Source organism: Belliella kenyensis (assembly GCF_022549675.1).
In the GTDB taxonomy this organism is placed as follows: domain Bacteria; phylum Bacteroidota; class Bacteroidia; order Cytophagales; family Cyclobacteriaceae; genus Belliella; species Belliella kenyensis.
Window position 1 is genome coordinate 116,460 of sequence record NZ_JAKZGR010000005.1, and the last position, 22,355, is coordinate 138,814.

22 protein-coding genes are annotated in these 22,355 nt (G+C 38.0%); 8 read left to right on the forward strand and 14 right to left on the reverse strand.

Features of this window, described 5'->3' with window-relative positions:
- Positions 1 to 12: 12 nt before the first annotated feature.
- Positions 13 to 450, reverse strand: a complete 438-nt coding sequence (locus MM214_RS06765) for a hypothetical protein (protein WP_241293584.1) — start codon at positions 448 to 450, stop codon at positions 13 to 15.
- 74 nt (positions 451 to 524) lie between these two features.
- Between MM214_RS06765 and MM214_RS06770 the strand changes: the two genes are divergently transcribed.
- Entirely contained in the window at positions 525 to 2,201 is a 1,677-nt protein-coding gene (locus tag MM214_RS06770) for an amidase (protein ID WP_376856816.1), read from the forward strand.
- Here the strand turns inward: MM214_RS06770 and MM214_RS06775 are convergent.
- Complete coding sequence (locus MM214_RS06775) at positions 2,187 to 3,239, reverse strand: phosphotransferase enzyme family protein (protein WP_241293588.1); 1,053 nt, start codon at positions 3,237 to 3,239, stop codon at positions 2,187 to 2,189. The genes MM214_RS06770 and MM214_RS06775 overlap by 15 nt on opposite strands.
- A gap of 115 nt (positions 3,240 to 3,354) precedes the next feature.
- On the opposite strand from MM214_RS06775, the gene MM214_RS06780 reads away from it, so the two are divergent.
- Positions 3,355 to 5,130, forward strand: coding sequence for a sodium:solute symporter family protein (locus tag MM214_RS06780; protein ID WP_241293590.1), 1,776 nt, complete (start codon positions 3,355 to 3,357; stop codon positions 5,128 to 5,130).
- Between the two features lie 72 nt (positions 5,131 to 5,202).
- Here the strand turns inward: MM214_RS06780 and MM214_RS06785 are convergent, their stop codons facing one another.
- The gene (locus MM214_RS06785) at positions 5,203 to 6,174 is read right to left on the reverse strand and encodes a fasciclin domain-containing protein (RefSeq protein ID WP_241293593.1); all 972 of its coding nucleotides are present in this window, start codon (positions 6,172 to 6,174) and stop codon (positions 5,203 to 5,205) included.
- A gap of 339 nt (positions 6,175 to 6,513) precedes the next feature.
- Here MM214_RS06785 and gldB point away from each other — a divergent pair, with 339 nt between their 5' ends.
- Positions 6,514 to 7,521: a gliding motility lipoprotein GldB gene (gldB, locus tag MM214_RS06790; RefSeq protein WP_241293597.1), complete on the forward strand. Its 1,008-nt coding sequence runs from the start codon at positions 6,514 to 6,516 to the stop codon at positions 7,519 to 7,521.
- Here the strand turns inward: gldB and MM214_RS06795 are convergent.
- The 3 genes from MM214_RS06795 to nth are packed head-to-tail and all read right to left on the reverse strand — an operon-like array spanning position 7,490 to position 11,183.
- Positions 7,490 to 8,707, reverse strand: a complete 1,218-nt coding sequence (locus MM214_RS06795; RefSeq protein ID WP_241293599.1) for a glycosyltransferase family 4 protein — start codon at positions 8,705 to 8,707, stop codon at positions 7,490 to 7,492. The two genes, gldB and MM214_RS06795, sit on opposite strands and share 32 nt — an antisense overlap.
- A 3-nt stretch (positions 8,708 to 8,710) precedes the next feature.
- Entirely contained in the window at positions 8,711 to 10,501 is a 1,791-nt protein-coding gene (gene asnB, locus MM214_RS06800) for an asparagine synthase (glutamine-hydrolyzing) (protein WP_262916595.1), read from the reverse strand.
- A gap of 7 nt (positions 10,502 to 10,508) precedes the next feature.
- Positions 10,509 to 11,183, reverse strand: a complete 675-nt coding sequence (gene nth, locus MM214_RS06805) for an endonuclease III (protein WP_241293604.1) — start codon at positions 11,181 to 11,183, stop codon at positions 10,509 to 10,511.
- 710 nt (positions 11,184 to 11,893) lie between these two features.
- Here nth and MM214_RS06810 point away from each other — a divergent pair.
- Positions 11,894 to 12,760, forward strand: coding sequence for an alpha/beta hydrolase (locus MM214_RS06810; RefSeq protein WP_241293606.1), 867 nt, complete (start codon positions 11,894 to 11,896; stop codon positions 12,758 to 12,760).
- 58 nt (positions 12,761 to 12,818) lie between these two features.
- Here MM214_RS06810 and MM214_RS06815 read toward each other — a convergent pair whose 3' ends face one another.
- Positions 12,819 to 13,052 (reverse strand): hypothetical protein, encoded by a 234-nt coding sequence (locus MM214_RS06815; protein ID WP_241293608.1) that lies wholly within the window; start codon positions 13,050 to 13,052, stop codon positions 12,819 to 12,821.
- Positions 13,027 to 13,629 (reverse strand): RNA polymerase sigma factor, encoded by a 603-nt coding sequence (locus tag MM214_RS06820; protein ID WP_241293613.1) that lies wholly within the window; start codon positions 13,627 to 13,629, stop codon positions 13,027 to 13,029. Before MM214_RS06820 ends, MM214_RS06815 begins: the two co-directional genes overlap by 26 nt.
- A gap of 361 nt (positions 13,630 to 13,990) precedes the next feature.
- Between MM214_RS06820 and MM214_RS06825 the strand changes: the two genes are divergently transcribed.
- Both MM214_RS06825 and MM214_RS06830 read left to right on the forward strand, forming a co-directional pair.
- The gene (locus tag MM214_RS06825; RefSeq protein ID WP_241293616.1) at positions 13,991 to 14,359 is read left to right on the forward strand and encodes a DUF3127 domain-containing protein; all 369 of its coding nucleotides are present in this window, start codon (positions 13,991 to 13,993) and stop codon (positions 14,357 to 14,359) included.
- A 193-nt stretch (positions 14,360 to 14,552) separates the two neighbouring features.
- Complete coding sequence (locus MM214_RS06830; protein ID WP_241293618.1) at positions 14,553 to 15,008, forward strand: hypothetical protein; 456 nt, start codon at positions 14,553 to 14,555, stop codon at positions 15,006 to 15,008.
- On the opposite strand, the gene MM214_RS06835 is transcribed toward MM214_RS06830, so the two are convergent.
- The 5 genes from MM214_RS06835 to MM214_RS06855 all read right to left on the reverse strand — a co-directional run bounded on the left by MM214_RS06835 (position 15,005) and on the right by MM214_RS06855 (position 18,909).
- Positions 15,005 to 15,157: a hypothetical protein gene (locus tag MM214_RS06835; protein ID WP_241293621.1), complete on the reverse strand. Its 153-nt coding sequence runs from the start codon at positions 15,155 to 15,157 to the stop codon at positions 15,005 to 15,007. The two genes, MM214_RS06830 and MM214_RS06835, sit on opposite strands and share 4 nt — an antisense overlap.
- Before the next feature lie 3 nt (positions 15,158 to 15,160).
- Entirely contained in the window at positions 15,161 to 15,676 is a 516-nt protein-coding gene (gene purE / locus MM214_RS06840; RefSeq protein ID WP_241293624.1) for a 5-(carboxyamino)imidazole ribonucleotide mutase, read from the reverse strand.
- On the reverse strand, positions 15,673 to 16,818 hold the full coding sequence (locus MM214_RS06845; RefSeq protein ID WP_241293626.1) for a 5-(carboxyamino)imidazole ribonucleotide synthase: 1,146 nt from the start codon (positions 16,816 to 16,818) through the stop codon (positions 15,673 to 15,675). Before MM214_RS06845 ends, purE begins: the two co-directional genes overlap by 4 nt.
- Before the next feature lie 110 nt (positions 16,819 to 16,928).
- Positions 16,929 to 17,081, reverse strand: a complete 153-nt coding sequence (locus MM214_RS06850) for a lmo0937 family membrane protein (protein ID WP_241293629.1) — start codon at positions 17,079 to 17,081, stop codon at positions 16,929 to 16,931.
- Positions 17,082 to 17,148: 67 nt separating this feature from the next.
- Positions 17,149 to 18,909: a MutS-related protein gene (locus MM214_RS06855; protein WP_241293631.1), complete on the reverse strand. Its 1,761-nt coding sequence runs from the start codon at positions 18,907 to 18,909 to the stop codon at positions 17,149 to 17,151.
- Positions 18,910 to 19,276: 367 nt separating this feature from the next.
- Between MM214_RS06855 and MM214_RS06860 the strand changes: the two genes are divergently transcribed.
- Positions 19,277 to 20,443 (forward strand): AIR synthase related protein, encoded by a 1,167-nt coding sequence (locus MM214_RS06860; protein WP_241293634.1) that lies wholly within the window; start codon positions 19,277 to 19,279, stop codon positions 20,441 to 20,443.
- Between the two features lie 17 nt (positions 20,444 to 20,460).
- Entirely contained in the window at positions 20,461 to 21,801 is a 1,341-nt protein-coding gene (locus MM214_RS06865) for a neutral/alkaline non-lysosomal ceramidase N-terminal domain-containing protein (RefSeq protein ID WP_241293637.1), read from the forward strand.
- 15 nt (positions 21,802 to 21,816) lie between these two features.
- Here MM214_RS06865 and MM214_RS06870 read toward each other — a convergent pair whose 3' ends face one another.
- Entirely contained in the window at positions 21,817 to 22,224 is a 408-nt protein-coding gene (locus MM214_RS06870) for a hypothetical protein (protein WP_241293640.1), read from the reverse strand.
- Between the last annotated feature and the right edge of the window lie 131 nt (positions 22,225 to 22,355).

Sequence of the window (22,355 nt, forward strand, 5' to 3'; positions counted from 1 at the left end):
TTAGATTTCAATTTATTCAGGCAATGTCTTGAGATAATCCTTTACTTTAATTGTACGCAAATAAATTGTAATCAAAGGAATGAGCCAAAGCAATTCTGTGAATGACACATGAAAAATTGTACGCTTATTCCAGCCCAAATCAGGAACAAACATCAATATAAACCAAATTGCAAGTGTAAGTTTCCCAAAGATACCAGCTATGATCAGGTAGTTCCACGAAATAGGGTAAAAAGCACTCAAAAACACAAAAAAACCAATCAACATCCCAAAACTTCCTAACCATTGTGCTGATAGATCAGTAGCACTTAATGAACCCATAGCTAACCACTTCAACAGATCATCTCCGAAATACCGAAAGAATGCAGACCATGCAAAGGTGTACATTCCTGTCAATAACAATAGCCCTCGCATGGGCATAGGAAAACTTGGTGTAATTGTATTTTTTTCCATTCTTTAAAATGATTATTTTCAAAGCAACATAACAAATGCTCAGCAATAGAGGTTTTCAACCAATACAAAACTACATGAAGGATTTTACAATTAAGCGTAAATGGAGAATTATTCTCCTATTCCCCACACTCTTACTATTGGGCTTCATGATAGGGAAGCATTCTGGAGGAATCAGTCCCTCAGCAATTCAAGCTGCTGAATCCATTTTAGGTATTGCTTTCACTCCAGCAGAACGTGATAGCATGGTTCAAAATCTCCAAAACTATCAGTCAAGTTATGAGGCAATGCGCAAACAACAGATAAATAATGCTGTTGCTCCCGCTTTAACATTTAACCCCCTACCACAAGGCTTCTTTCCCGATCAAAACCAAGTGACACCTTCTTGGGGATTACCAGGCCAAGTTATTTTGCCAGAACTTGAGCATGATATCGCATTTTTGAGTGTGGGTGAGTTATCCACATTGATCAAAGCAAGAAAAATCAGTTCTCAAAGGCTAACACAAATCTATATCGATCGGATAAAAACATTTGGAGACACCCTTCAGGCAGTGATTTCATTGTTAGAAAACGAAGCGATGGAACAGGCAAAAGCCATGGATGCTGAATTAGATGCGGGTCAATATAGAGGTCCCCTACATGGTATCCCCTATGGTATCAAGGATCTTTTTGCTGTAAAACAGACCAAAACCACTTGGGGAGCCATGCCTTTCAAAGACCAAGAGATAGATGAGACAGCAGCAATTGTGGATAAACTTAAGGAAGCAGGAGGAGTCTTACTCGTCAAATTTACTTTGGGAGCGTTGGCTATGGGAGATGTGTGGTATGGTGGAGTCACCAAAAATCCTTGGAACTTAAGCCAAGGAGCAAGTGGGTCTTCTGCTGGATCAGCTTCGGGTGTAAGTGCAGCATTGGTGCCCTTTGCAATAGGCACAGAAACACTGGGCAGCATAGTCTCTCCTTCCACGAGAAATGGTGTGACTGGATTGAGACCGACTTATGGTAGGGTAAGCAAGCATGGAGCAATGGCGCTGAGCTGGAGTATGGACAAAATCGGCCCCATATCACGATCCGCCTTGGATAACGGGATCATCTTGCATGCCATCAATGGTGTGGATAAAAGGGATAAATCTACCATCCCAGCAGCCTTCAATTACAATGTGGATAAGTCAGTAAAAGATTTGAAAATAGGTTATTTTGAAAAATTCTTTGAGGGTGATCGAGCAGCTAGCAAAATGGATAGGCAGGTACTAGAAGACCTTAGAAACCTAGGGCTGCAGCTTCATCCTCTTGATTTGAAGACATCTGTGGATGTCAGCAGTATGTTGATAACTTTATATGCAGAAGGAGCTGCTGCTTTTGATGAACTCACCAGATCCGGCTTGGATGACCTTCTAGTAGCTCAGGGACGAAATGCCTGGCCTAATATATTTAGATCAGCAAGGTTCATTCCAGCAGTTGAATACATACAAGCGAATAGGTTTCGCAGCATCCTGATAGAAGAAATTCATGAACTTTTCAAGTCGTATGATGTCATCATCACACCATCATTCGGGGGAAATCAGTTGCAAATTACCAATCTTACTGGACATCCTGCACTTTGTCTTCCAAGCGGCTTTCTAGAAAATGGAAGCCCTACTTCCATTACTTTCCTTGCAAATCTATTTGATGAAGAAAAGCTTATCATGCTAGGTCGAGTTTATCAAGAAAATACAGATTGGCAAAAGAAAAGACCTCCACTATTTGATAGATAAATTGTCCTTTCTAAATCCACAATTGATCAAAGCTATCAAGAGATGCATTTGATTTGTCGCACGATCGAAGTTTTGCTTTTCATAGCGGGTGTGATAATAGACGTTGCCGTTAAGGTGGTCTGTCAAGAACCTAAGTCCCATGATATAAGTCATCATCTCACCACCGAAATGCAATGAAGTACGTTCCGCTTCCGTCATAAAACTGCCCCCAGCTAAGAACCCTTCATAGACTGCTTTATAGTTATCCACATCGACACTGATTTGCTCAAAAGCTGTAGAATTTTCATCTAGCGTACAAGTGACAGTCCTTACAAGGTCTCCAAAGTCATTGAACACATATCCAGGCATCATGGTGTCCAAATCAATGATTGCAGCAATATTTGAAAGATCAGTATGGAAAATAAGGTTATTAATCTTGGTATCATTGTGAGTAATCCTTTTAGGCAAGACCTTTATCCAACGCTGATATTCAGTCACCAATTCAAATTTACTTTGGTAAAATCTGATCAACTTGCACAAATCTCCTTCAATCTCAATTTTTGTACTTGCAACTGCATCTTCAAATTGCCTATATCTAAGTGTCAGATCATGAAAACCTGGAATTACTTCTTGAAACAAAGTAACATCTAAGCCACTCGCCACATCGATCAAAGAAGCAAATGCACGAGCAGCTAAAAGTCCATGGGAAGAATCATTGATAGCCTGAAAACATTCCCCTGTCACAAAAGGTAAAACTCTAAAATACTCTCCATTAATAAGACATAAAGTATTTCCTTCCAAGTCCGGAATGGGAAGAGGTAATTGAAAATTCAATTTATCGAATTCAAGTAGATTTATTAGCAATTGATGATTTTGAGCTATTTTACATGGGTCTTGAAATACACATTTGTTGAAGTGCTGTATAATCCAAGCATCAGAATCTGACTTTGCTAACCAAGTCTGGTGAATATGCCCCTCTCCAAACCTCTCTATGCTGTACACAGAAAAGTCGATCCAATAACATTGATTGAGTTGATGAAAATAAGGCAGTTTTTCCATAAATTAACTTTCAAAGCTTAAAAGTAGGAGAATTACAGGATAATATACCGAACATATATATTTCTCTTTTGCTTTTATTGAAAAAGGGGCTAGTTTAGCCCCAAATTAAATAACTATGAACATTTCTTACTTTGATTGGGCAATAATTGCTGCCTTTTTTGTGATATCACTCATAATTGGCTTAATGACTGCCCGCAAAGCAGGAACCTCTTCTAAGGCCTTCTTTTTATCTGGAAGGAATATGCCTTGGTGGCTATTGGGGGTTTCGATGGTTGCTACTACATTTTCGGCAGATACACCCAATCTAGTCACTGACATCGTGAGAAAAAACGGAGTTTCAGGAAACTGGGCCTGGTGGGCATTTTTACTTACAGGAATGTTGACAGTGTTTGTATATGCAAAACTATGGAGGAGATCTGAAGCCACCACAGATCTAGAATTTTATGAAATTCGCTATGGAGGTAGGCCGGCAGCATTTCTTAGAGCCTTTCGTGCATTGTACCTAGGTGTGTTCTTCAATGTGATCATCATGGCTACAGTAGCACTTGCAGCCATCAAAATAAGTGGGATCATGTTAGGTCTAGGCCCATACGAAACCCTAATTATCGTTGCTTTCGTCACTGTAGTATATAGTTCTCTTGGCGGATTAAAAGGTGTTCTATTAACAGATTTTTTCCAGTTTTTCATTGCAATGATTGGTGCTGTTTGGGCTGCTATTTATGTATTAGGGCTTCCAGAAATTGGATCATTAGACAATCTACTTGCCCATCCAAATGTGGCAGATAAACTTGACTTTTTCCCGAGCTTTGAAGATGCGAATTTATACGTTCCACTTTTGCTCATGCCACTAGCCATACAGTGGTGGGCTACATGGTACCCAGGTGCAGAGCCTGGAGGAGGTGGATATATAGCTCAGAGAATGCTCTCTGCTAAGGATGAAAAAAATGCCATTGGAGCAACTTTATTCTTCAACATCGCTCATTACGGAATGAGACCATGGCCATGGATCATTATTGCTTTGGCATCATTGGTCATATTCCCTCAGGTAAGTGATATTCAAGCAGCTTTTCCACATATCCCTGAAGACAAACTGGGACATGATTTGGCCTATTCTGCGATGCTTACCTATTTGCCAAGCGGACTTATAGGCATAGTTTTGGCATCTTTGATTGCAGCTGTAATGTCAACCTTATCCACACACTTGAACTGGGGATCTTCTTATGTTGTCAATGATTTCTATCAAAGATTCATAAAACCTGATGCATCTGAAAAGGAGCTGGTGATGGTAGGAAGGTTATCCACAGTCTTGCTGATGGTAATGGCAGCTTTTCTAGCTTTGGCACTCACCAATGCCTTAGAAGCTTTTAACATCTTACTTCAAATCGGAGCAGGTACTGGAGCTATCTTTATTCTAAGATGGTTTTGGTGGAGAATAAATGCCTATACGGAAATTGCAGGGATGATCATATCTTTCTTCGTAGCATTATTTTTTGAAAAAATAAATCCAGAACTTGGACTTATCCACATAGCAGAAGGTCAGGAGTATCTTAAAATTCTTTACGGCGTAGGTATCACATCCTTTGGATGGATATTGGTGACATTCATTACCAAGCCAGAAGATGATGAGGTATTATTAAACTTTTATCGAAAAATCAAACCAGCATCTATAGGTTGGAAATCTGTCTTGAAAAGATATCCACATGAAAAAGAAGAGCAAGGGAGATTACCGAGGGAAATCGGCTTGATGGTAGTAGGCTCTATCATGGTTTATGCGGTACTTTTCGCTGTAGGTCTATGGCTATATGGAGAGGCATTGCCAGCTTCTGTTGCCTCAATCATCGCACTCGCAGGTGGTGGTATTATAATCAAAAGCTGGAAAGGTATGAGATAATGTAAAAATTTGGATACAAAAAAAGACTATCAAATGATAGTCTCTTTTTGGTATCTAAAAACTTAGAGAATATTAATCTTCCATCGGTGGAAGCAATACAGCATCAATGACATGAATCACACCATTAGTTGCATGCACATTTAATAAACTAGGCACTAAACCAGCATTATTAATCTGTAAATTAGCTAAATCCACTGTAAGTTCTTCACCTGTCAAAAGAGTAGGTAAAGTAGCATCTTGTCTTAAATCTTGTGAGAATGCTCTTGCATCAACAACGTGATACAATAACACGTCAGTTAATAAAGCTACATCAATTTCATCAACACCATTTACGCCTAAAGCATCGAATAAAGCTTCAAAAGCAGCGTCGGTTGGTGCAAATACTGTCAAGTTATCATCAAAGTCACCACTTACAGCTTCCACTAGGTTAGCCCTTACCAAAGCAGCTACAAGATGGGTAAATTCCGGAGTATCAGCTTCTGTCATGGACACAGCTATTTCAGCGATGCTTTGGGTTGGAGGAGTGATCACATTGTCTAATTGATGAATCACACCGTTTGAAGCAGCAATATCAGTTGCTGTGATTTTTGCACTACCGTTGATCCAGAAAGCTCCATCAACGTCCTCACTTACGAAAAATGGTAGCTCAGCGACTGTCGACACACTCCCTGGCGTTACATCAGAAGCCATCACTGACCCACTTACTACGTGATAAGTTAAAATAGTTCCAAGTTCTGGGCTGCTTAGTAATTCCTCAGCAGACATACCATTGGCACTCAAGAAGGCTGTAAAAGCATCATTGTTTGGAGCAAATACTGTGAATGGACCTTCTCCTGACAATGTACCTACCAATCCTGCTTGATCTACAGCAGTAACTAAAGTGGAGAACTGAGCATTGCTAGAAGCAACTTCCACGATATTCTGCTCTGGTTCCACTACTGGTGGCATGTCATCATCATCGCTACAAGAAGCAAGACCAAAACCGAATGCTAATGCTAATGCAGAAGCTTTAAACCCTAAATTTGTTTTCATGTACTTTTTCATATTAATTGTTGGTTTAGTGTATTAAAAGTTCACAGTTTCAAACCTTGTGATTTTACATTATGTTACTTGTAATGAAATATTAATTGAATAATTGTACATGTAGGGTCAATATAAATAAATGAATGGCTTTATAATGTGGTTAAAAATAATTGTATAAACACAAATACCCTTTTTTTACTGCTACAAAATGTACAATTTTTATTGAAATTATTATGTTTATGATTTGAAAATTCCTTGTAACTGATCTAAATGTTCTGTCAAACCAATCACTATTGTTAAAAAATGAACTGGCATTTTCCGAGCTTTACCTTAGCTTTGAATATTAAATTTATGAATCCAATGAGCATTTGCTTAAAAAAAACCTCATACATTTTTCTTTTACTCAGCATCTTTGGAGCTTGCAAATCAAAAGATGAATCGTGTCAAATCGATGATTCTATTTTGAATGCAGTGGAAGAGATACATATTCAAAGGCTTGAAAAAGTCTTCTATGAATCTTCTGATGTTTCTGACATGAACTACTTGCTAGAAGAGTATCCTGTATTTGCTGAGAAATTTCTCCAGCTGGATGACTTTGAGTCCAAAGAAGCTTTGGCTGAAGACTTATGGTTGACAAATCAAGATTCATTGATGCAAGAATTATATGCTGAGGTAAAAAATGAATTTCAAAGTGTAGCTACTCTGGAAAAAGATTTGAGGCAAGCATTTGCACACATAAAACACTATTATCCCGATTTCAAAATTCCAAAAGTTTATACTTTTCTCACTGGGTTCAATATTGATTTATTTATCTCTGAAGATATGATAGTGATAGGATTAGATTATTTTTTGCCCAAAACACACAAATTTCAGCCACCTGATTTGCCTCAATATATGGCAGATAGATATGAAAGTAAATATATAGTCCCCATGATTGTGACCGCAATATCGAGCAGGTATAATGCCGTAGATCTATCGCAAAATACACTTATTGCAGATATGATATTTTATGGCAAAGCCTATCATTTTGTCAAATCAATGATGCCATGTACCTCAGATGAATATATAATAGGCTATTCTACTGAAGAAATTGAAGCTTGTTATGCCAATGAGGAATTCATTTGGACTCACTTTATCGAAAATGACCTTTTGTATTCCAATAATCCATTTGTAATAAGGAAGTATACAGGGGAGTCTCCTGCTACAGATGAAATAAGCCCAGATGCACCAGGTCGTGTAGGAAGGTGGTTGGGGTGGAATATTGTCGATGACTTTAGATTCAATAATTCCATGAGTCTAGAAGAACTCATGAAAGAAAGTAATGCTGATAGGATTTTCAGGCAATCTGGATACAAGCCGCGTCGCTAGTGTCCATGGGAAATCTTTTAGGATCAATCAAATGGAGAAGCTTTTGAATAGCGATCTCTTTGTCGAAGTATTTCACAGCCAGTGATCTGGCATTTTTTTGATAGATCTTAATTTCCTCAGTTTGTATGAGTCTCTCGATTTCCGATAGTGTATTTTCAGGACTCTTGTTTCTATATAGAAGTCCAATTTTATTTTCTTTGCACAACTCATAAATCCAGCCTTTATGGTTGATGAGTATTGCTTTTCCAGCAGCGATAGCATCAAAAAACTTATTGGGGGAATTGGTTTTCAATACTGGAAGGTGCTCAAAAGAAATGAATGCCATGTCTGAGATATCAAGGAGTTCTCGAACCTTTTCTTTACTACCGAAAGCAAAAAACTTCAAATTACTGAGGGAAAGTTTTGAAGCTAAAGACTTCATTGCTTCTAGCTTGCTCCCCTTTCCCAAGATCACAAACTGAAAGGGTTTATTCTTTGACTCGGCATGTCTAGCCAATTCCAAAAATTCGTGTACTGCATTGACATCGCCTACTGCACCTGAATAAATAATAGTAAATTGATCGCTCAATCCATATTTATCTAATTGTATTTGTGATTTTTGATTTGGATAAAAGTACTCCGTGTCCGCTATATTAGGAATAATGGTAATGGGTGTATCAGTCTTTTTCCTCATATTATTGGCAATACCAGGAGACAAGGCAACACATTTTAGTGCGTGCTGATAGATTCGTTTTTCGAGTCTGTAAAGAAATGACTTTAGCAAAGGATTTCGAATGGCACCTACTTCTACTGGCGCATCAGGCCAAAGATCCCTCACTTCGAAAATAAATGGTAATGCAAACTTTCGCTTTGCCCATAAACCTATCATTCCAGTAGTCAAAGGAGTTGAAGTGATATACAAATAATCTGGACGAGGCAATTTTTTAACTAAACGCATTGCATGAATAGCAAATTTCAAGAAAGCAATCACTCTCATACTGAATCCCCACTCCTGTCGGTAAGCTACTGGGAGATAATGGACTCGGATACCTTCTATGATCTTCAAGTCATAAAATTTCTTATTGTGAGCTGTGATCATTTCTACTTCTACTCCAGCGTTGACCATACCTTTGGCTAAGTAATATGACCTTATGGCGCCTCCATCTTCAGGGGTACAAAAATATTGATGGATGTAAATGACTTTCATGTTTCAAGATTTTATTTTGAGCCAAGATGCCAAGATAAACATATTCCAAACCAATAAAAATTGGCGTCCCTCCACCTGCTCTGGTTGAGTACATAATTGATACATTTCTTCAGGAAAGTAGCTTCCCCATCTATCTGCCATCATTTTGACTTCGTCATAGATCCAAATTCTGAATGCATCATCTTCGCCGATCCATTCTTGAAGAGGAAGTCCAAAACCAAATTTCTTTCTTTGAGCAATCATTTTCAAGCCTTTACTTTTTAAAGCTGATTTGATAGGTTTCTTTCCTGTGATAGGAATTAGCTCTCCTTCAGAAAGTTGAGTGATCCAATTTACCAAATCCTTGTACAAATAGGGAGACCTCCCTTCTACCCCATGAGCCATACAGGCATTGTCATGTACTTTGAGCACGTCATTGGTTAGATAATAATTTCGGTCAAAAGCAAGCGCATCCTTGTAGAAATTGCCCGTGTCAGGATACCATCTTTGAGCTTGGGTGACATTGCTTTTTGGTAAATTTGACAAAGCCGCAAAATTCATGAAAGAAATTCTTGGATCTGGATGAATGCCATTTACAAACTTTGAAATATTACTAGACAAAGGAAGTCTTTTCAAAAGGGGAAGAAAGAAAATCAAGAGCTTCTTATATTTCAAATAATTGAGCAATGCAGCGTGTCGCTGATATCCACCAAGCACTTCATCAGCTCCAGCTCCCGAAATCAATACACTGACATGCTTTTTAGCTTCTTTGGCAATTAACCAAGTAAGTATACTCGCACTATCTCCTATTGGCTGATCTAAACTAGCAATGTATTCATTCCACGTATTCATGATGACTTTCTGATCTACATATACTTCATGGTGTAGCTGAGGATCATTTGACACAAGTCTCTTGGCAAATTTAGAGTCATTGTATTTGCGCTGATACTTGCTATCAAACACTGCGGTGAAGGTATGGACTGGTTCTTGAAATTCCTCTAAATACAACTTGTGTAGTAATGCACTATCAGCACCTCCACTCAATAGTATTCCTACAGGTCTATCACTTTGAAAATTTTGATGCACTGATTTTTTTAGGGTCAACTCAAATTCAGCTTGTGAGAAAGGCTTTGGACTGGCGATATTTTTTGAGAAATAGGATGATTCTATCAAATTCCCTTCTAGATCAAGTGTAATCACCTGACCTGCAACCAATTGTTTGACCCCTTGAAAGAAGCTCTCGTCAGGTTCACTGTGTCTGTGATAAAAGTAATTGGAAAACTGTGATGTATTTATGCTAGAAGTCTGATTATAAGCAATATTTACCGCACGAGCTTCTGAGCTAAAGATCCATTCATGGCCTTGATTGGCATAATATAGAGGCTTTTCACCAGAAATATCACGGGTTACGATGATTTTTTGCTTTTGAAGATCTATAAAAGTAATGGCAAACATTCCCTTAAGATCTTGAATACCATTCTTGCCATACGTTGACATCCAAGCAAGGAGCACAGCTGAATCAGAGTCTATTTCCACTGTAGATTTATGTCTATTCAGTTCTGCACGGAGCTCTTTGTAATTGTAGATTGCCCCATTCCAAGCTAAGACGCAGCTTTTGTCTTCATTCCAAAGCGGCTGATTAGAGGAGGAAGAAAGATCTAGAATTTTTAGTCGATTGACTGCCAGCCATATCCCATCAGTAACACGATCCAGACCCGAAGCATCAGGCCCTCTGTGTTGATTGGCATTCATCATGCTTTCTATCGATGATCGAGCTTCTGAAGAATTGTTTATCAGCAAGGAAATACCACACATGCGCAAATCATATTTTCTCTCCTTTGGAGATTGCCTTCACAGCATTTGCTTTTTCAAAGTATCTACAAAAATGAGTGATATCACAAGATTCACACTTTGGTTTTCTAGCAAGACATATGTACCTACCATGTAAAATAAGCCAATGATGGGCTTTGTGAATGAACCTTTCTGGGATATTTTTCACCAATTGTTTCTCTACTTCAAGTGGAGTTTTCGCATTTTGTGGCACTAAGCCAAGACGTTTTGAAACTCTAAATACATGAGTATCCACAGCCATATTGGGCTGATTCCACACGACAGAGGTGATCACATTGGCTGTTTTGCGACCTACTCCTGGTAATTTGATCAATTCCTCCACAGTAGATGGTACCTCACTTCCAAAGTCTTCAACCAACATTTTACCTAAACCCAAAAGGTGTTTGGTCTTATTATTTGGGTAAGAGATGCTTTTGATATAGGGAAAGAGCTCTTCAAAATGAGATGAAGCCAAATGCTCAGGACTAGGAAAATGTTCAAACAATGTTTTTGTGACGATATTTACTCTCTTATCTGTGCACTGAGCACTCAAAACTACAGCTACAAGTAATTGAAACGGATTTTCATATTCCAGTTCTGTCTCTGCTACAGGCATGTTGAATTCAAAATGGTCTATAAATGCTTTGTATCTTTCTTTCTTTAACATGCCTGAAACTTTTACGATTGGAAAATTAGGTAATGCCCAGCAAATTTAATCAAATCATCAATAGTCTTTGTATCCTCATTGGGGTAAATACCCAAGTATCAATTCATGACTCTCCTCAAAGACATGAGGGAAATGTCAAAACTGAGTTTTTTAATATTTAAACGATGATTCAGAAGTAATTCTCAATTTGTGTGAATCATCCTTTAAAAAACAATAAGGGATTAATTATTTAGGGAGCTTTACCATTGGCTTAGTAATTATCGTTCTGACTTAGCTATGATATTGATCTATACTTGCCCGATAAAAACATGTTGGATTCGCCAGGACCAAGTTACTCATTGATATTGGCGTGTAGCAGACGACCTAACCATTGAATTTAAAGCACTTATAAAGAAGCGAATGATAAAATAGGATAATCATTAAAAATTGAATGATAACATCTTCGATAAAATTTCAATAACGAAAAATAAAAATTCAAAAAATTGGATTTTTTTTATAATTTGGCAACACTTAGGTGACAATTATCTGAAAGTTGGAATAATTTTAGCTTTCACTTACGCCTTTAGGAAGTATAACGTCAAGGTTAGCTTGAAAATTACAAATTCAGAATATACCCAATATATAACAAGTACCTCACCCAATCAAACTCTAAAAAGTTACTTCAAAACCCTATGAATAGCTTGAGTTTGAAAGTAAATTAATCATAAAACATGAAAAATTTCAATGCTAGCTTCATCATATTTTCAATCATTTGGCTCTTTTTGTCTGGTTGCAGTGAAGTAGAAGACTTGGATCCACCTTTGGATACATCAGTATCCATGGAGCTGGTGGATGAGCCCTATGGCAATCATCCTCGCCAAGCTATGGACGTGTACCTTCCTGCTAATAGGTCTAGCAAGGAAACTAAAATACTTGTATGGATACATGGTGGAGCATGGACGGATGGAGATAAGTCTGAATTCTCTGCTTTCAAAGAAAGATTCGAAAATGCCTTTGAAGGCTATGCATTTGTGTCTTTAAATTACAGGTTATTCAACATCACTACTGGAAGTAATCGATTTCCAAATCAAGAAGAGGATGTAATGGATGCTATTGAGTACATCAAAGCTCATGCCTCAAAGTGGGGAGTTTCATCCGAGATTGTTATAGCAGGAGCGAGTGCAGGAGGTCATTTAGCTTTACTTCATGCGTACAAAAATAATCCTGACAAGTCAGTCAAAGCTGTGGTAGCATTTTTTCCTCCCACTGATTTCAATACATTCCATGGATTCAACTTCATTACCACCATGCTAATAGAGGCTTTACATGGAGGAGGACCTTCCAGTCAAGCACAACGTTATATAGATTCAAGTCCAGTGAAGCATATTAATAATTCGAGTGTTCCAACGGTATTTTTTCACGGAACTGCCGATAATGTGGTGCCGATTCAGCAAAGTCAACTTCTTGAAAAGACGCTAAAAGACAATAACATACCCATGTCCAATAGGTATGTCCAAGGAGCTCAGCATGGATTTAGCTATCCCATCTATGTAGAGATGATCAAGCAAGCTGCGGATTTTATCCATTCACAAAATTGAAATAATGAAAAAAAAAAGGCTCGGAAACTTCCGAGCCCACCCTAATACTTTTCAATTTTCAGACTTTTTGCAGTCCGGTAGATTTCGCCATTTTAAAAATAGCTTTGACTACTTTTTCTGAAGGTTGGAGTGCGATTTGGTCTAACTTCTCAATTGTGCTCAGCATTTCCACATATTCTTGCATCAAAGACTCATCTTCATGCAAGGCCTGCATTAGAAGCTCGCGCTCACCCTCATTCATTTCTTGGTAGATATATCTTACCAAGTCATTTGGGGTAAATTGTTTTATCATAGGCTACATTTAGTTGTTTCAATTTTTTCCTCATATTGATCAGAGCATATCTCATTCTACCCAAGGCCGTATTGATACTTACGCCTGTTTGCTCAGCGATCTCTTGAAAACTCAAATCCATGTAATGTCTCATTATAAGAACCTGTTTTTGGCTTTCTGGAAGCTCATCGATAAGTTTTCTTACCATTTCCAGTGTATCTTCTTTGATTTTCTGGTCTTCAATATTTACATCCGCAAACTGAAGTGTATTGAAAACATTCTCACCATCTTCCATGATGATCGTAGGGTATCTCTTTGCTTTTCTAAAGTGATCTATGGCCAAATTATGAGCAATCCTCATTAACCAAGGCTGAAATTTCCCCTCCTCGCTGTACCTGTCTGAGCTCAAAGTCTGAACTACCTTTACGAATACATCTTGCAGTAAATCCTCTGCTACGCCACGATCTTTGACTATCAGATAAATGGTGGTAAATACCCTAGATTGATATCTTTCTACCAACATTTCAAACGCAACTTCACTACCTCCACGGTATTGGGAGATCAGCTCGCTGTCCTTAGGACCATTCCTTTTACTCATACTGATTTGACTTAATGTTAACGTAGAGGTTTATGCCATAGTATATATTTATGTTGAAACAAACTGATGTACCTTGTCAAATGTATTCAATCGAAAACTATCTTGCAATAGTTAATAAGTTTTTTTATTGATTTTCATCTTGGTAAAACCCAATGTTACTTTAGATATTTGCATGTTTACCTTTTTTAAGTGAAATTTTATTTGGAATAATACATTTTAGACATTCTTTGATTGAAAAATTTAATTGGAATTTTCTTAACAAAAATCAATCCAAGAAATTTTAGTGCAGGTATTGAATAATGGTGATTGTAAGTTGATTTTATTACCTTCGTTTTTCAGAAGAAATCAAATCAATAGCTATATGGAAATTAATGGAAAAATTGTTCAGATTTTACCTGAACAAAGCGGAAATGGCCGAAATGGAACATGGAGAAAGAAAGATTATATCTTAGAAACGGGTGGAAACTATCCAAAAAAAGTAGCTCTGACCGTCTGGGGAGATAAAATTGATCAATTCAATTTACAACAGGGAGAGGATGTGAATGTAGGCATAGAAATCGAAAGTAGAGAATATAATGGAAGGTGGTATACTGATGTGAAGGCATGGAAAGTAGATAAGCAAGGAGCTAGTACCCCAGCTTCAGCATCTCCTCAAGCTACAGCAAATGCATCAGCCATGCCTGATGTGACTTCATTTTCTAGCGATGAGGGAGATGTTCTTCCTTTCTAATTAAAAAAGCTTTTCCTGCTGTTTCATTGGAAATATCCTTAAATGATTACCAGAGAGCTGGTCAAATCAATAATAAATGCTTCACAAAAAATCCATTTATAAAAAACGTATTTGACCGATTCATGGTGCTTTCATCCCCAGTTCCGGTATTTGACAATGAAACAGCTCTTTTTAATAATTAAACTATAACCATATGTGGGACAATTTTGACAATGATGATTTTGATGAAGATGACATGGATGATTTTAGAAGAAAAAAAGATGAAACTCAAAATCACCCCTTAAAACTAAAATCTATAGAAATTTTTCGCTTGACCAAAGCAATCGTTGGATCATTGGATGAGGCAAGAAAAGAACTTTATGGCACTTTGATGTTAGAGTCGGCTATGCTACTATCTTCGAAATTTGCTGGCGCTCATCCTGTGGATGATTTCATCATCAAAATGGAAAATGCGGTGATTATGAAAGTACATGCCAAAAGCTTGTACAGCATGTCGTATCAACTGGCCATGGAAGGAACTCATGCTGAAGATCACCTTCAGTTGCTTCGCGATGCTATCGACGAGTTTAGGGAATTATTCAAAGAGTGGATAAAAAACTTTGACCAAGCTGAAAAAAGTGATGACGGTTGGGGACTATTTATAGATTAAGGCTGCATTTGCTCTCCAAATTTAAAACCTACATAAAGTCCTCCCAAGATCATGATTAAGGTAATGCCACCTAGAAGCAATAATACTCCCAGAGGCATTTCCCAATTTTCTTTTCCAATTTTGAATTTTATGATTTTGTTCAAATCCATAACTTAATCATCGAGTCCCTCTTTCCAGCCTTTGAGCTCAATATCCCTGGCACTATCTTCCACTTTTTGTTTGAGGTCTTTCTTATAATTATCGAGTTGTTCTGCAACTTTTGGATCAAAAGTCCCTATGATAGAAGCTGCCAAGATGCCAGCATTTTTTGCACCATTGAGCGCAACTGTAGCCACAGGTATACCACCGGGCATTTGCAAAATCGAAAGAATACTATCCCATCCATCTATAGAATTAGAAGACAAAATCGGCACTCCTATCACTGGAAGCGAGGTAAGAGACGCAACCATTCCAGGAAGATGCGCAGCACCGCCAGCTCCTGCTATGATCACTTTGATGCCCCTTTGACGTGCAGTCTCAGCATATTCTATCATCCTATGGGGAGTACGATGAGCTGATACCACTGTCAATTCATAACTCACACCCAGCTCTTCTAGTGCTTTGGCTGCTTCTGACATGATAGGAAGGTCTGATTTACTTCCCATGATTATACCTACTTGCTTACTCATGATTCTGTCTTAATTTTAATAATTTCTTTTATTCTCATCGCTCGCTCTTTAAGCATATCTACATTTTCATCCAGAACCGTAGCATGACCCATTTTCCTGAATGGCTTGGTGATTTTTTTTCCATACAAATGTACATACACGCCACGTTCCGACAAGGCTTGATCCAGTCCCTCCACCAGCGCTTCACCACTATGACCCTCTTCTCCTAGTAGATTCACCATCGCCGCTGGAGTCCTTAGTTCTGTATTGCCTAGTGGCATATTCATAACAGCACGCAGGTGCTGTTCGAACTGGGAAGTGAAATTTGCCTCTATGGTATGATGCCCTGAGTTGTGAGGCCTTGGAGCAATCTCATTTACAAGTATTTCCCCAGATTTCGTTACAAAAAGTTCCACAGCCAATATCCCTATCAAATCAAGCGATTCGATCACTTGTATAGCAATCTCTTTCGCCTTTTGCTCAATTTTTTCATTGACAGATGCTGGCGCAAATAAAAACTCGACCAGATTCGCCGTGGGGTGAAAAGCACATTCTACTGCTGGATAAGCAATCAACTCTCCTCTCTTGTTTCTTGCTACTATGACTGCGAGCTCTTTGTCAAAATCGATTAGCTTCTCAAGCAATCCTGGAGCGTCAAATGCCTTTTCCAAATCTGCTTGTGATCTTAACACTTGAACACCCCTACCGTCATAGCCATCCTTGCCCAACTTGTTCACAGCTGGTAGAAACTCTGCATGCTGTATCACTGCATCTCTGTCATCAGTCAAAACAAAATCAGCTGTAGGTATATTATTATCCTTATAAAATTGCTTTTGCTGCCTTTTATCTTGAATTAATTTGATCAAATGAGGCTGAGGAAACACTTCCTTTCCTTCATTTGCCAATTGCTGAAGAGCTTCTGTATTTACATTTTCTATCTCTATGGTAATGATGTCACACGATTTCCCAAATGCATACACCGTATCAAAGTCGGTCAACGATCCTTGCTGAAAATCGTGAGCTATTGATTTGCATGGTGCATTTGGATCTGGGTCTAGGATATGAATGTCTATGTTGTAATTGATAGCGGATTGTATAACCATCCTTCCAAGCTGGCCACCACCAAGTATTCCTAAAGTCTTTTTTTGATAATTTTCCTGCACCTTGTTATTATTTGATGCAAAAATAAGGAAAAATGATAAGTCATGGTATGAATATAAAAAAAAGCCCCATTTAGGAGCTTTGTGATATTAAGGGTGATTCTTGTCGCTATCTATACAGAGCGACCTCCAATAAGTCTAAGCAGTATCGAGATTACAGCTAAAACTAACAAGATGTGGATCAATCCACCTACACTGTAAATAAAGAAACCTAGGACCCATCCTATTATCAAAATAAGGGCGACTAAATACAATAAAGAATTCATAGCTAGTTGGTTTAAGTAAATAATTGATTTATATGGTATTAAACAACTACTATGCCAACATTTCTAATTACTGAAATCGTATACCCATTAATTCCATCAATTTATGTGCATTGAAACTCAGACACGGTCCATTCTTGATCTTGTAATCAAAGAATATCTCATTGTCACTGATCTCGGAGTGGAAGCTTTTGTTTTTTAGATAGTTAAGTGAACTTTCTAAAGTGCTAAGCTCCACGTCATGAGTGGAAATGATCCCTTTACTATTTGTACTAGCCAATTGTCGAATGAGCGCTTCTGACCCTTTGATTCTATCCTCTGTATTTGTACCTTTTAAAATTTCATCTAGTAAAAAAAATACATTTTGACCACTATCCGCCACTTCCAACACCCGCTTTATCCTAGCAAGTTCGGCATAAAATGAACTCACACTCTCCCCAAGATTGTCACTATTTCTCATGCTAGTAAACAATTGGAAGGGTCCCATTTCGAAATGATCTGCAAAAGGAGTCAGTCCCAAATTGGCTAAGATCATGTTTATCCCCAAGGTTCTCATAAATGTGGTTTTCCCTGACATGTTTGCTCCAGTCAGCAGGATAGTCTTGGTATTTTCATCTATGGTAAAATCATTTCCTATGGCCTTTTCTTTAGGTAAAAGTGGATGTTTTATATTTCTTACATGAATAGACCTTTCCTTACCCCAATTTACTTCGCAAGACTGATTTTCTTCCTGTTCGAAAGCTGCCAAGGAAGTAATTGCCTGCCATTCATCAAACTCATGTTCCCATTGAGCAAGGAGCATGGCGTGTTTACTTTTCCAAGTCAATAGTTTCCAATACAAATACAAGTCCGTCCAAAACAGTAAATTCAGAATCACATACACCAAATTACCTCTGTTTTGGATTAGAAATGTCATTTGCTCCAAAGCATCAAATACCTCACGTGCAGAATTTTCCTTTCTATGGAAAGGTGCATGAAGAGCTTGTAAGTAATCTGACTCAAACTTTTCTTTTCCTAATAGTTCTGACCAAATCCGATAAGTTTTAATATCCCCTTGATTGGGTAGCACTGATGCGGCTTCCATCAGTGATTTGAAAACGAAGCTTAGAAAGATCATTCCCCATAAAATCCAAATCCCAATCCAACCATATGGCAATCCAAAAAATAAGGTGCCAGCCAAAATCATCACACCTCCTACAGGTCCTAAGACCATTGGGACACTTATCCATCTCACTAAGGACTGTGACTTTTTTAGCCAGTCATAAAATACACGTTTTGATTTTTCTTTGCCTACAAATGCCTTCCCAATTCCTTCAAAAGACTTTAAAAAAATGGCTCTTTGCGACAATTCCTGAATAGCTCTTCTTCTATTCATAGCTAAACTGGTGTCAAACGAACCCTTCAACCACCTCGCCAAGGTCATTTTTCCACTTTCATTTACTGTATGATTCATGAGCTGATACAATGAATGCTGACCAAATAAGTCTAGATCACTTGCAAATGCATGGTTTTTTTCTTGAAAATTTTCACCAGAGTCAAAGGCGCTCAATTCCCTTCTATTTCTAAGGTTATGATCTTTTTCGATCTGAATCAATTGCTTGATAAAAGCTTCTTTGTCCTTTTGAAAGTTGAACTGAATGATAAGGTATACAAAAATAGAAACCAAAAACGGAACACTTATCAATAGTAGCTTCCACTCACTAAGGCCGACGACCAATATTGCAAGGATAAAGAAAAATAAAAAAAGTCTTAGAATCGAAAGTGTAACGGCTTTTCTTTTGGCAGCGGTGAGCTCTTGTTCAAGAGCTTCAAAGTTAATGTCAAATATCATGAAGTAAAATTAGTGCAATTCTAATTTAAACCTAAAATGCCTTGTGTATTTTATATACATCTACTCATACCTATAGTCTAGGTAAAGGCATTAGCTTTTATCTTACAAGCAATCGTTCATTGACCAAATTCATGTAAGAAATGCTATCAATGTCAAGTGTCGAGTTTTGAAGAGTATTGAGCTAGATCATAAAAGGAGAAGTCAAAGCAATGAGACATGATCAAGACGAAACTACAAAGAGAAAACTCTTAAAGAGGGATTTGATTTTGACATATTTATGGAATTAGGATGAATTGGAACAAAATTTTGACCCAATACACATAATATCCTTACCTTTGTCTTCCATAAAAACCAACATCAGTACCCCATGAACGAAAGGTATATGCAGCGAGGTGTATCAGCTTCCAAAGAAGATGTACACCAGGCTATTTCTAAGCTAGATAAAGGGCTATTTCCAAAGGCATTTTGTAAGATTGTAGAAGATACTTTAGGTAACGATCCTGATTATTGTAATATCATGCATGCCGATGGTGCTGGCACTAAGTCTTCCCTAGCGTACATGTATTGGAAAGAAACTGGGGATCTTAGCGTATGGAAGGGCATAGCTCAAGATGCTATAATCATGAATACCGATGATCTACTTTGCGTAGGTGCTGTAAACAATATATTGGTCTCTTCCACTATTGGGAGAAACAAGCACTTAGTCCCAGGAGAAGTGATCTCTGCCATCATCAACGGAACAGAAGAGGTCCTTCAGATGCTGAGAGACAATGGAGTCAATGTAGTATTGACAGGTGGAGAAACAGCTGATGTAGGGGATCTGGTGAGGACCATTATAGTGGATAGTACTGTGACCTGTAGGATGAGAAGAGACGAGGTAATATCTAATGACCAAATCAGGGGTGGAGATGTCATAGTGGGACTTTCTTCATATGGCCAAGCAAAGTATGAGCACGAATACAATGGTGGAATGGGCAGTAATGGACTCACTTCTGCTAGGCATGATGTATTTGCCAAAGTATTGAAGACAAAGTTTCCCGAAAGCTTTGATCCATCTGTGCCAGACGAATTGGTTTATTCTGGAAAATATAACCTAACCGATGCTGCTCCTGAGACCTCAGTCGATATGGGTAAGTTGGTATTATCTCCTACGCGGACATATGCTCCTATCATGGTGGAAGTGTTGAAGAATTTGAGAAAGCAGATCAATGGAATAGTACATTGCAGTGGCGGTGCGCAGACGAAAGTGCTTCACTTTGTGGATGATGTGCATGTCATCAAGGATAACTTGTTCGAGACCCCTCCACTGTTCAAAATCATCCAAGAAGAAAGTAGAACAGATTGGCAAGAGATGTATAAAGTTTTCAACATGGGACACAGAATGGAAGTGTATTTGGATGAAAAATATGCCCAAGAAGTGATAGACATCTCCAGAAGCTATGGTGTAGATGCACAGATCATTGGTAGAGTACTTCCTCACAAAGGAAAAAAAGTAACTATTAATGGCGCACATGGCACATTTTATTATGAATAGATTAGAGTTGTTGAAAGATGAATCTCATCTATAAATCATTTTCTGGATTTTTTATCGGCGTTTTCATCTTGCTTTTGATAGGCGTGCTGGTAACAAGCGGAGTAGATAGGAGCGCTATCCAAGCAAATGATTTCTATAGAGATACATTAGGACGTCTTGCTGATCTTAGTCCTTCGATAGATGAAGGTGAGGCTTGGCTAGTAGGATGGTCCAAGGTAAATGCTACACCAAATGATGGGGCTTCGCTGGTCGGATACAAGCCTCGTGGTCAATACGAGTTTGTTCAAGATAGTAGCTATATAAGAGCATTAGTGATAGGAAATGGTGAGAGCAATGTAGCCATACTTAATTATGAGCTGATGATTATTCATCCATTTCTTTCTAAATTGATTCAAGATGCTATAGAAGAGGAAAAGCTTCCCGTAAAGCACATATATTTTACAGCTACACATACTCATAGTGGAATTGGGGGATATATTCCTGGCTTGATGGGGGAATTTGCATTTGGAGGTTTTGATCAAAATATAGTTGATTTTTTGAAGAATCAATCAATCCTGAGCATCAAGTCAGCTCTAGCAAATCAAGATAAAGCTACTATCAGTTATCAAGTTTCCGAAACTAGCGGACTAGTTACCAATCGTTTTGTCGAAGACGACCCTGTAGATCCTTTTGTAAGACAATTGGTTTTTGAACGAATAGATGGTCTTCGGGCTATATTCTTTACCTATTCAGCTCATGCCACTACCTTGGATAGGAAATTCATGGGACTCTCTGGAGACTACCCTCATTACTTGATGGATGATTTTGAATCAGAAAATTATGATTTTGCATTGTATGCTGCTGGCACTGTAGGCAGTCATGCACCCGTCCATCAGGGAAATACACCCGAACATACCAAGACTTATGCAAATAATATTTTCCAACAAATTCAAAGTAATATCAAAATATCACAACCCATAAGATCTAAAAAACTTGGATTTAATAAGCTAAAAATATCATTGAGAGATGCACAATATAGATTAGACGACAACGTGAGACTAAATCCATATTTGTTCAAATTGGTATTTGGAGAAGTTGAACCCCATTTTGATGTATTTTTGATCGGGAATACGCTGCTTATAAGTAGTAGCGGTGAAATCTCGGGAGTTTTCATGTCTGATTGGGAGAGATATGCTCGAGAAAAGGGCTTAAATCTGATCATTACAGCTTTCAATGGGTCCTACATAGGATATATCACTCCTGATCGATACTATGATAGAAACTATCATGAGGTACGAGATATGAATTGGTTTGGCCCGGGAAATGGGGGTTACTTCGACACGCTCATCCGAGGCTTGATAGATAAGCCTTGGCATTGAGCATACATAAAGTCACTACTCGACCCTAATCAGCTTATAGGTATCTACGAAATTCCCACTACTTCTTGTAAGAATCAGTTTCTGACCAGAAAGCACCGCATCAAATTCTCCATTGAGAATTAAGGACCAATCAAAGTCAGCTGTAAAAAAGCAATTATTAGAAAATGTAATCTTTGAGTTTTCTATATTATAGGATCCATTGCAAATCACTGGATATCTTGGCTCCTTGTGTGAGCCAGAATAAGTATTTCCTTCAAATTCAAGACTAACTTCTGACAATCCTAAACTAGTACCACTTTCTACACGTTCAAAAGTACCCTCAAACTTTCCATTTAAATTTTCTACAACTAGATTATCCAGTTGATTACAAGAAACCATGAAAGCCATGGTACAAAGCAAAAATATTCCCTTGTTAATATTCATAATCTGTTTGTAAATTACATTGCAATCTGGACGAATATTTTGCTTAGAATGTCTCAAAAAACCGTCATTTTTTTGACAATCAATTGATTTATAGAAATATAAAAAATTGTTTGGGTCTCGAATTGCATGAT

Excerpts from the sequence above, each read along its gene's own strand:
- MM214_RS06765 (WP_241293584.1), bottom strand. The coding sequence starts at position 450 with ATGGAAAAAAATACAATTACACCAAGTTTTCCTATGCCCATGCGAGGG.
- MM214_RS06770 (WP_376856816.1), top strand. The coding sequence starts at position 525 with ATGAAGGATTTTACAATTAAGCGTAAATGGAGAATTATTCTCCTATTC.
- MM214_RS06775 (WP_241293588.1), bottom strand. The coding sequence starts at position 3,239 with ATGGAAAAACTGCCTTATTTTCATCAACTCAATCAATGTTATTGGATC.
- MM214_RS06780 (WP_241293590.1), top strand. The coding sequence starts at position 3,355 with ATGAACATTTCTTACTTTGATTGGGCAATAATTGCTGCCTTTTTTGTG.
- MM214_RS06785 (WP_241293593.1), bottom strand. The coding sequence starts at position 6,174 with ATGAAAAAGTACATGAAAACAAATTTAGGGTTTAAAGCTTCTGCATTA.
- gldB (WP_241293597.1), top strand. The coding sequence starts at position 6,514 with ATGAGCATTTGCTTAAAAAAAACCTCATACATTTTTCTTTTACTCAGC.
- MM214_RS06795 (WP_241293599.1), bottom strand. The coding sequence starts at position 8,707 with ATGAAAGTCATTTACATCCATCAATATTTTTGTACCCCTGAAGATGGA.
- asnB (WP_262916595.1), bottom strand. The coding sequence starts at position 10,501 with ATGTGTGGTATTTCCTTGCTGATAAACAATTCTTCAGAAGCTCGATCA.
- nth (WP_241293604.1), bottom strand. The coding sequence starts at position 11,183 with ATGTTAAAGAAAGAAAGATACAAAGCATTTATAGACCATTTTGAATTC.
- MM214_RS06810 (WP_241293606.1), top strand. The coding sequence starts at position 11,894 with ATGAAAAATTTCAATGCTAGCTTCATCATATTTTCAATCATTTGGCTC.
- MM214_RS06815 (WP_241293608.1), bottom strand. The coding sequence starts at position 13,052 with ATGATAAAACAATTTACCCCAAATGACTTGGTAAGATATATCTACCAA.
- MM214_RS06820 (WP_241293613.1), bottom strand. The coding sequence starts at position 13,629 with ATGAGTAAAAGGAATGGTCCTAAGGACAGCGAGCTGATCTCCCAATAC.
- MM214_RS06825 (WP_241293616.1), top strand. The coding sequence starts at position 13,991 with ATGGAAATTAATGGAAAAATTGTTCAGATTTTACCTGAACAAAGCGGA.
- MM214_RS06830 (WP_241293618.1), top strand. The coding sequence starts at position 14,553 with ATGTGGGACAATTTTGACAATGATGATTTTGATGAAGATGACATGGAT.
- MM214_RS06835 (WP_241293621.1), bottom strand. The coding sequence starts at position 15,157 with ATGGATTTGAACAAAATCATAAAATTCAAAATTGGAAAAGAAAATTGG.
- purE (WP_241293624.1), bottom strand. The coding sequence starts at position 15,676 with ATGAGTAAGCAAGTAGGTATAATCATGGGAAGTAAATCAGACCTTCCT.
- MM214_RS06850 (WP_241293629.1), bottom strand. The coding sequence starts at position 17,081 with ATGAATTCTTTATTGTATTTAGTCGCCCTTATTTTGATAATAGGATGG.
- MM214_RS06855 (WP_241293631.1), bottom strand. The coding sequence starts at position 18,909 with ATGATATTTGACATTAACTTTGAAGCTCTTGAACAAGAGCTCACCGCT.
- MM214_RS06860 (WP_241293634.1), top strand. The coding sequence starts at position 19,277 with ATGAACGAAAGGTATATGCAGCGAGGTGTATCAGCTTCCAAAGAAGAT.
- MM214_RS06865 (WP_241293637.1), top strand. The coding sequence starts at position 20,461 with ATGAATCTCATCTATAAATCATTTTCTGGATTTTTTATCGGCGTTTTC.
- MM214_RS06870 (WP_241293640.1), bottom strand. The coding sequence starts at position 22,224 with ATGAATATTAACAAGGGAATATTTTTGCTTTGTACCATGGCTTTCATG.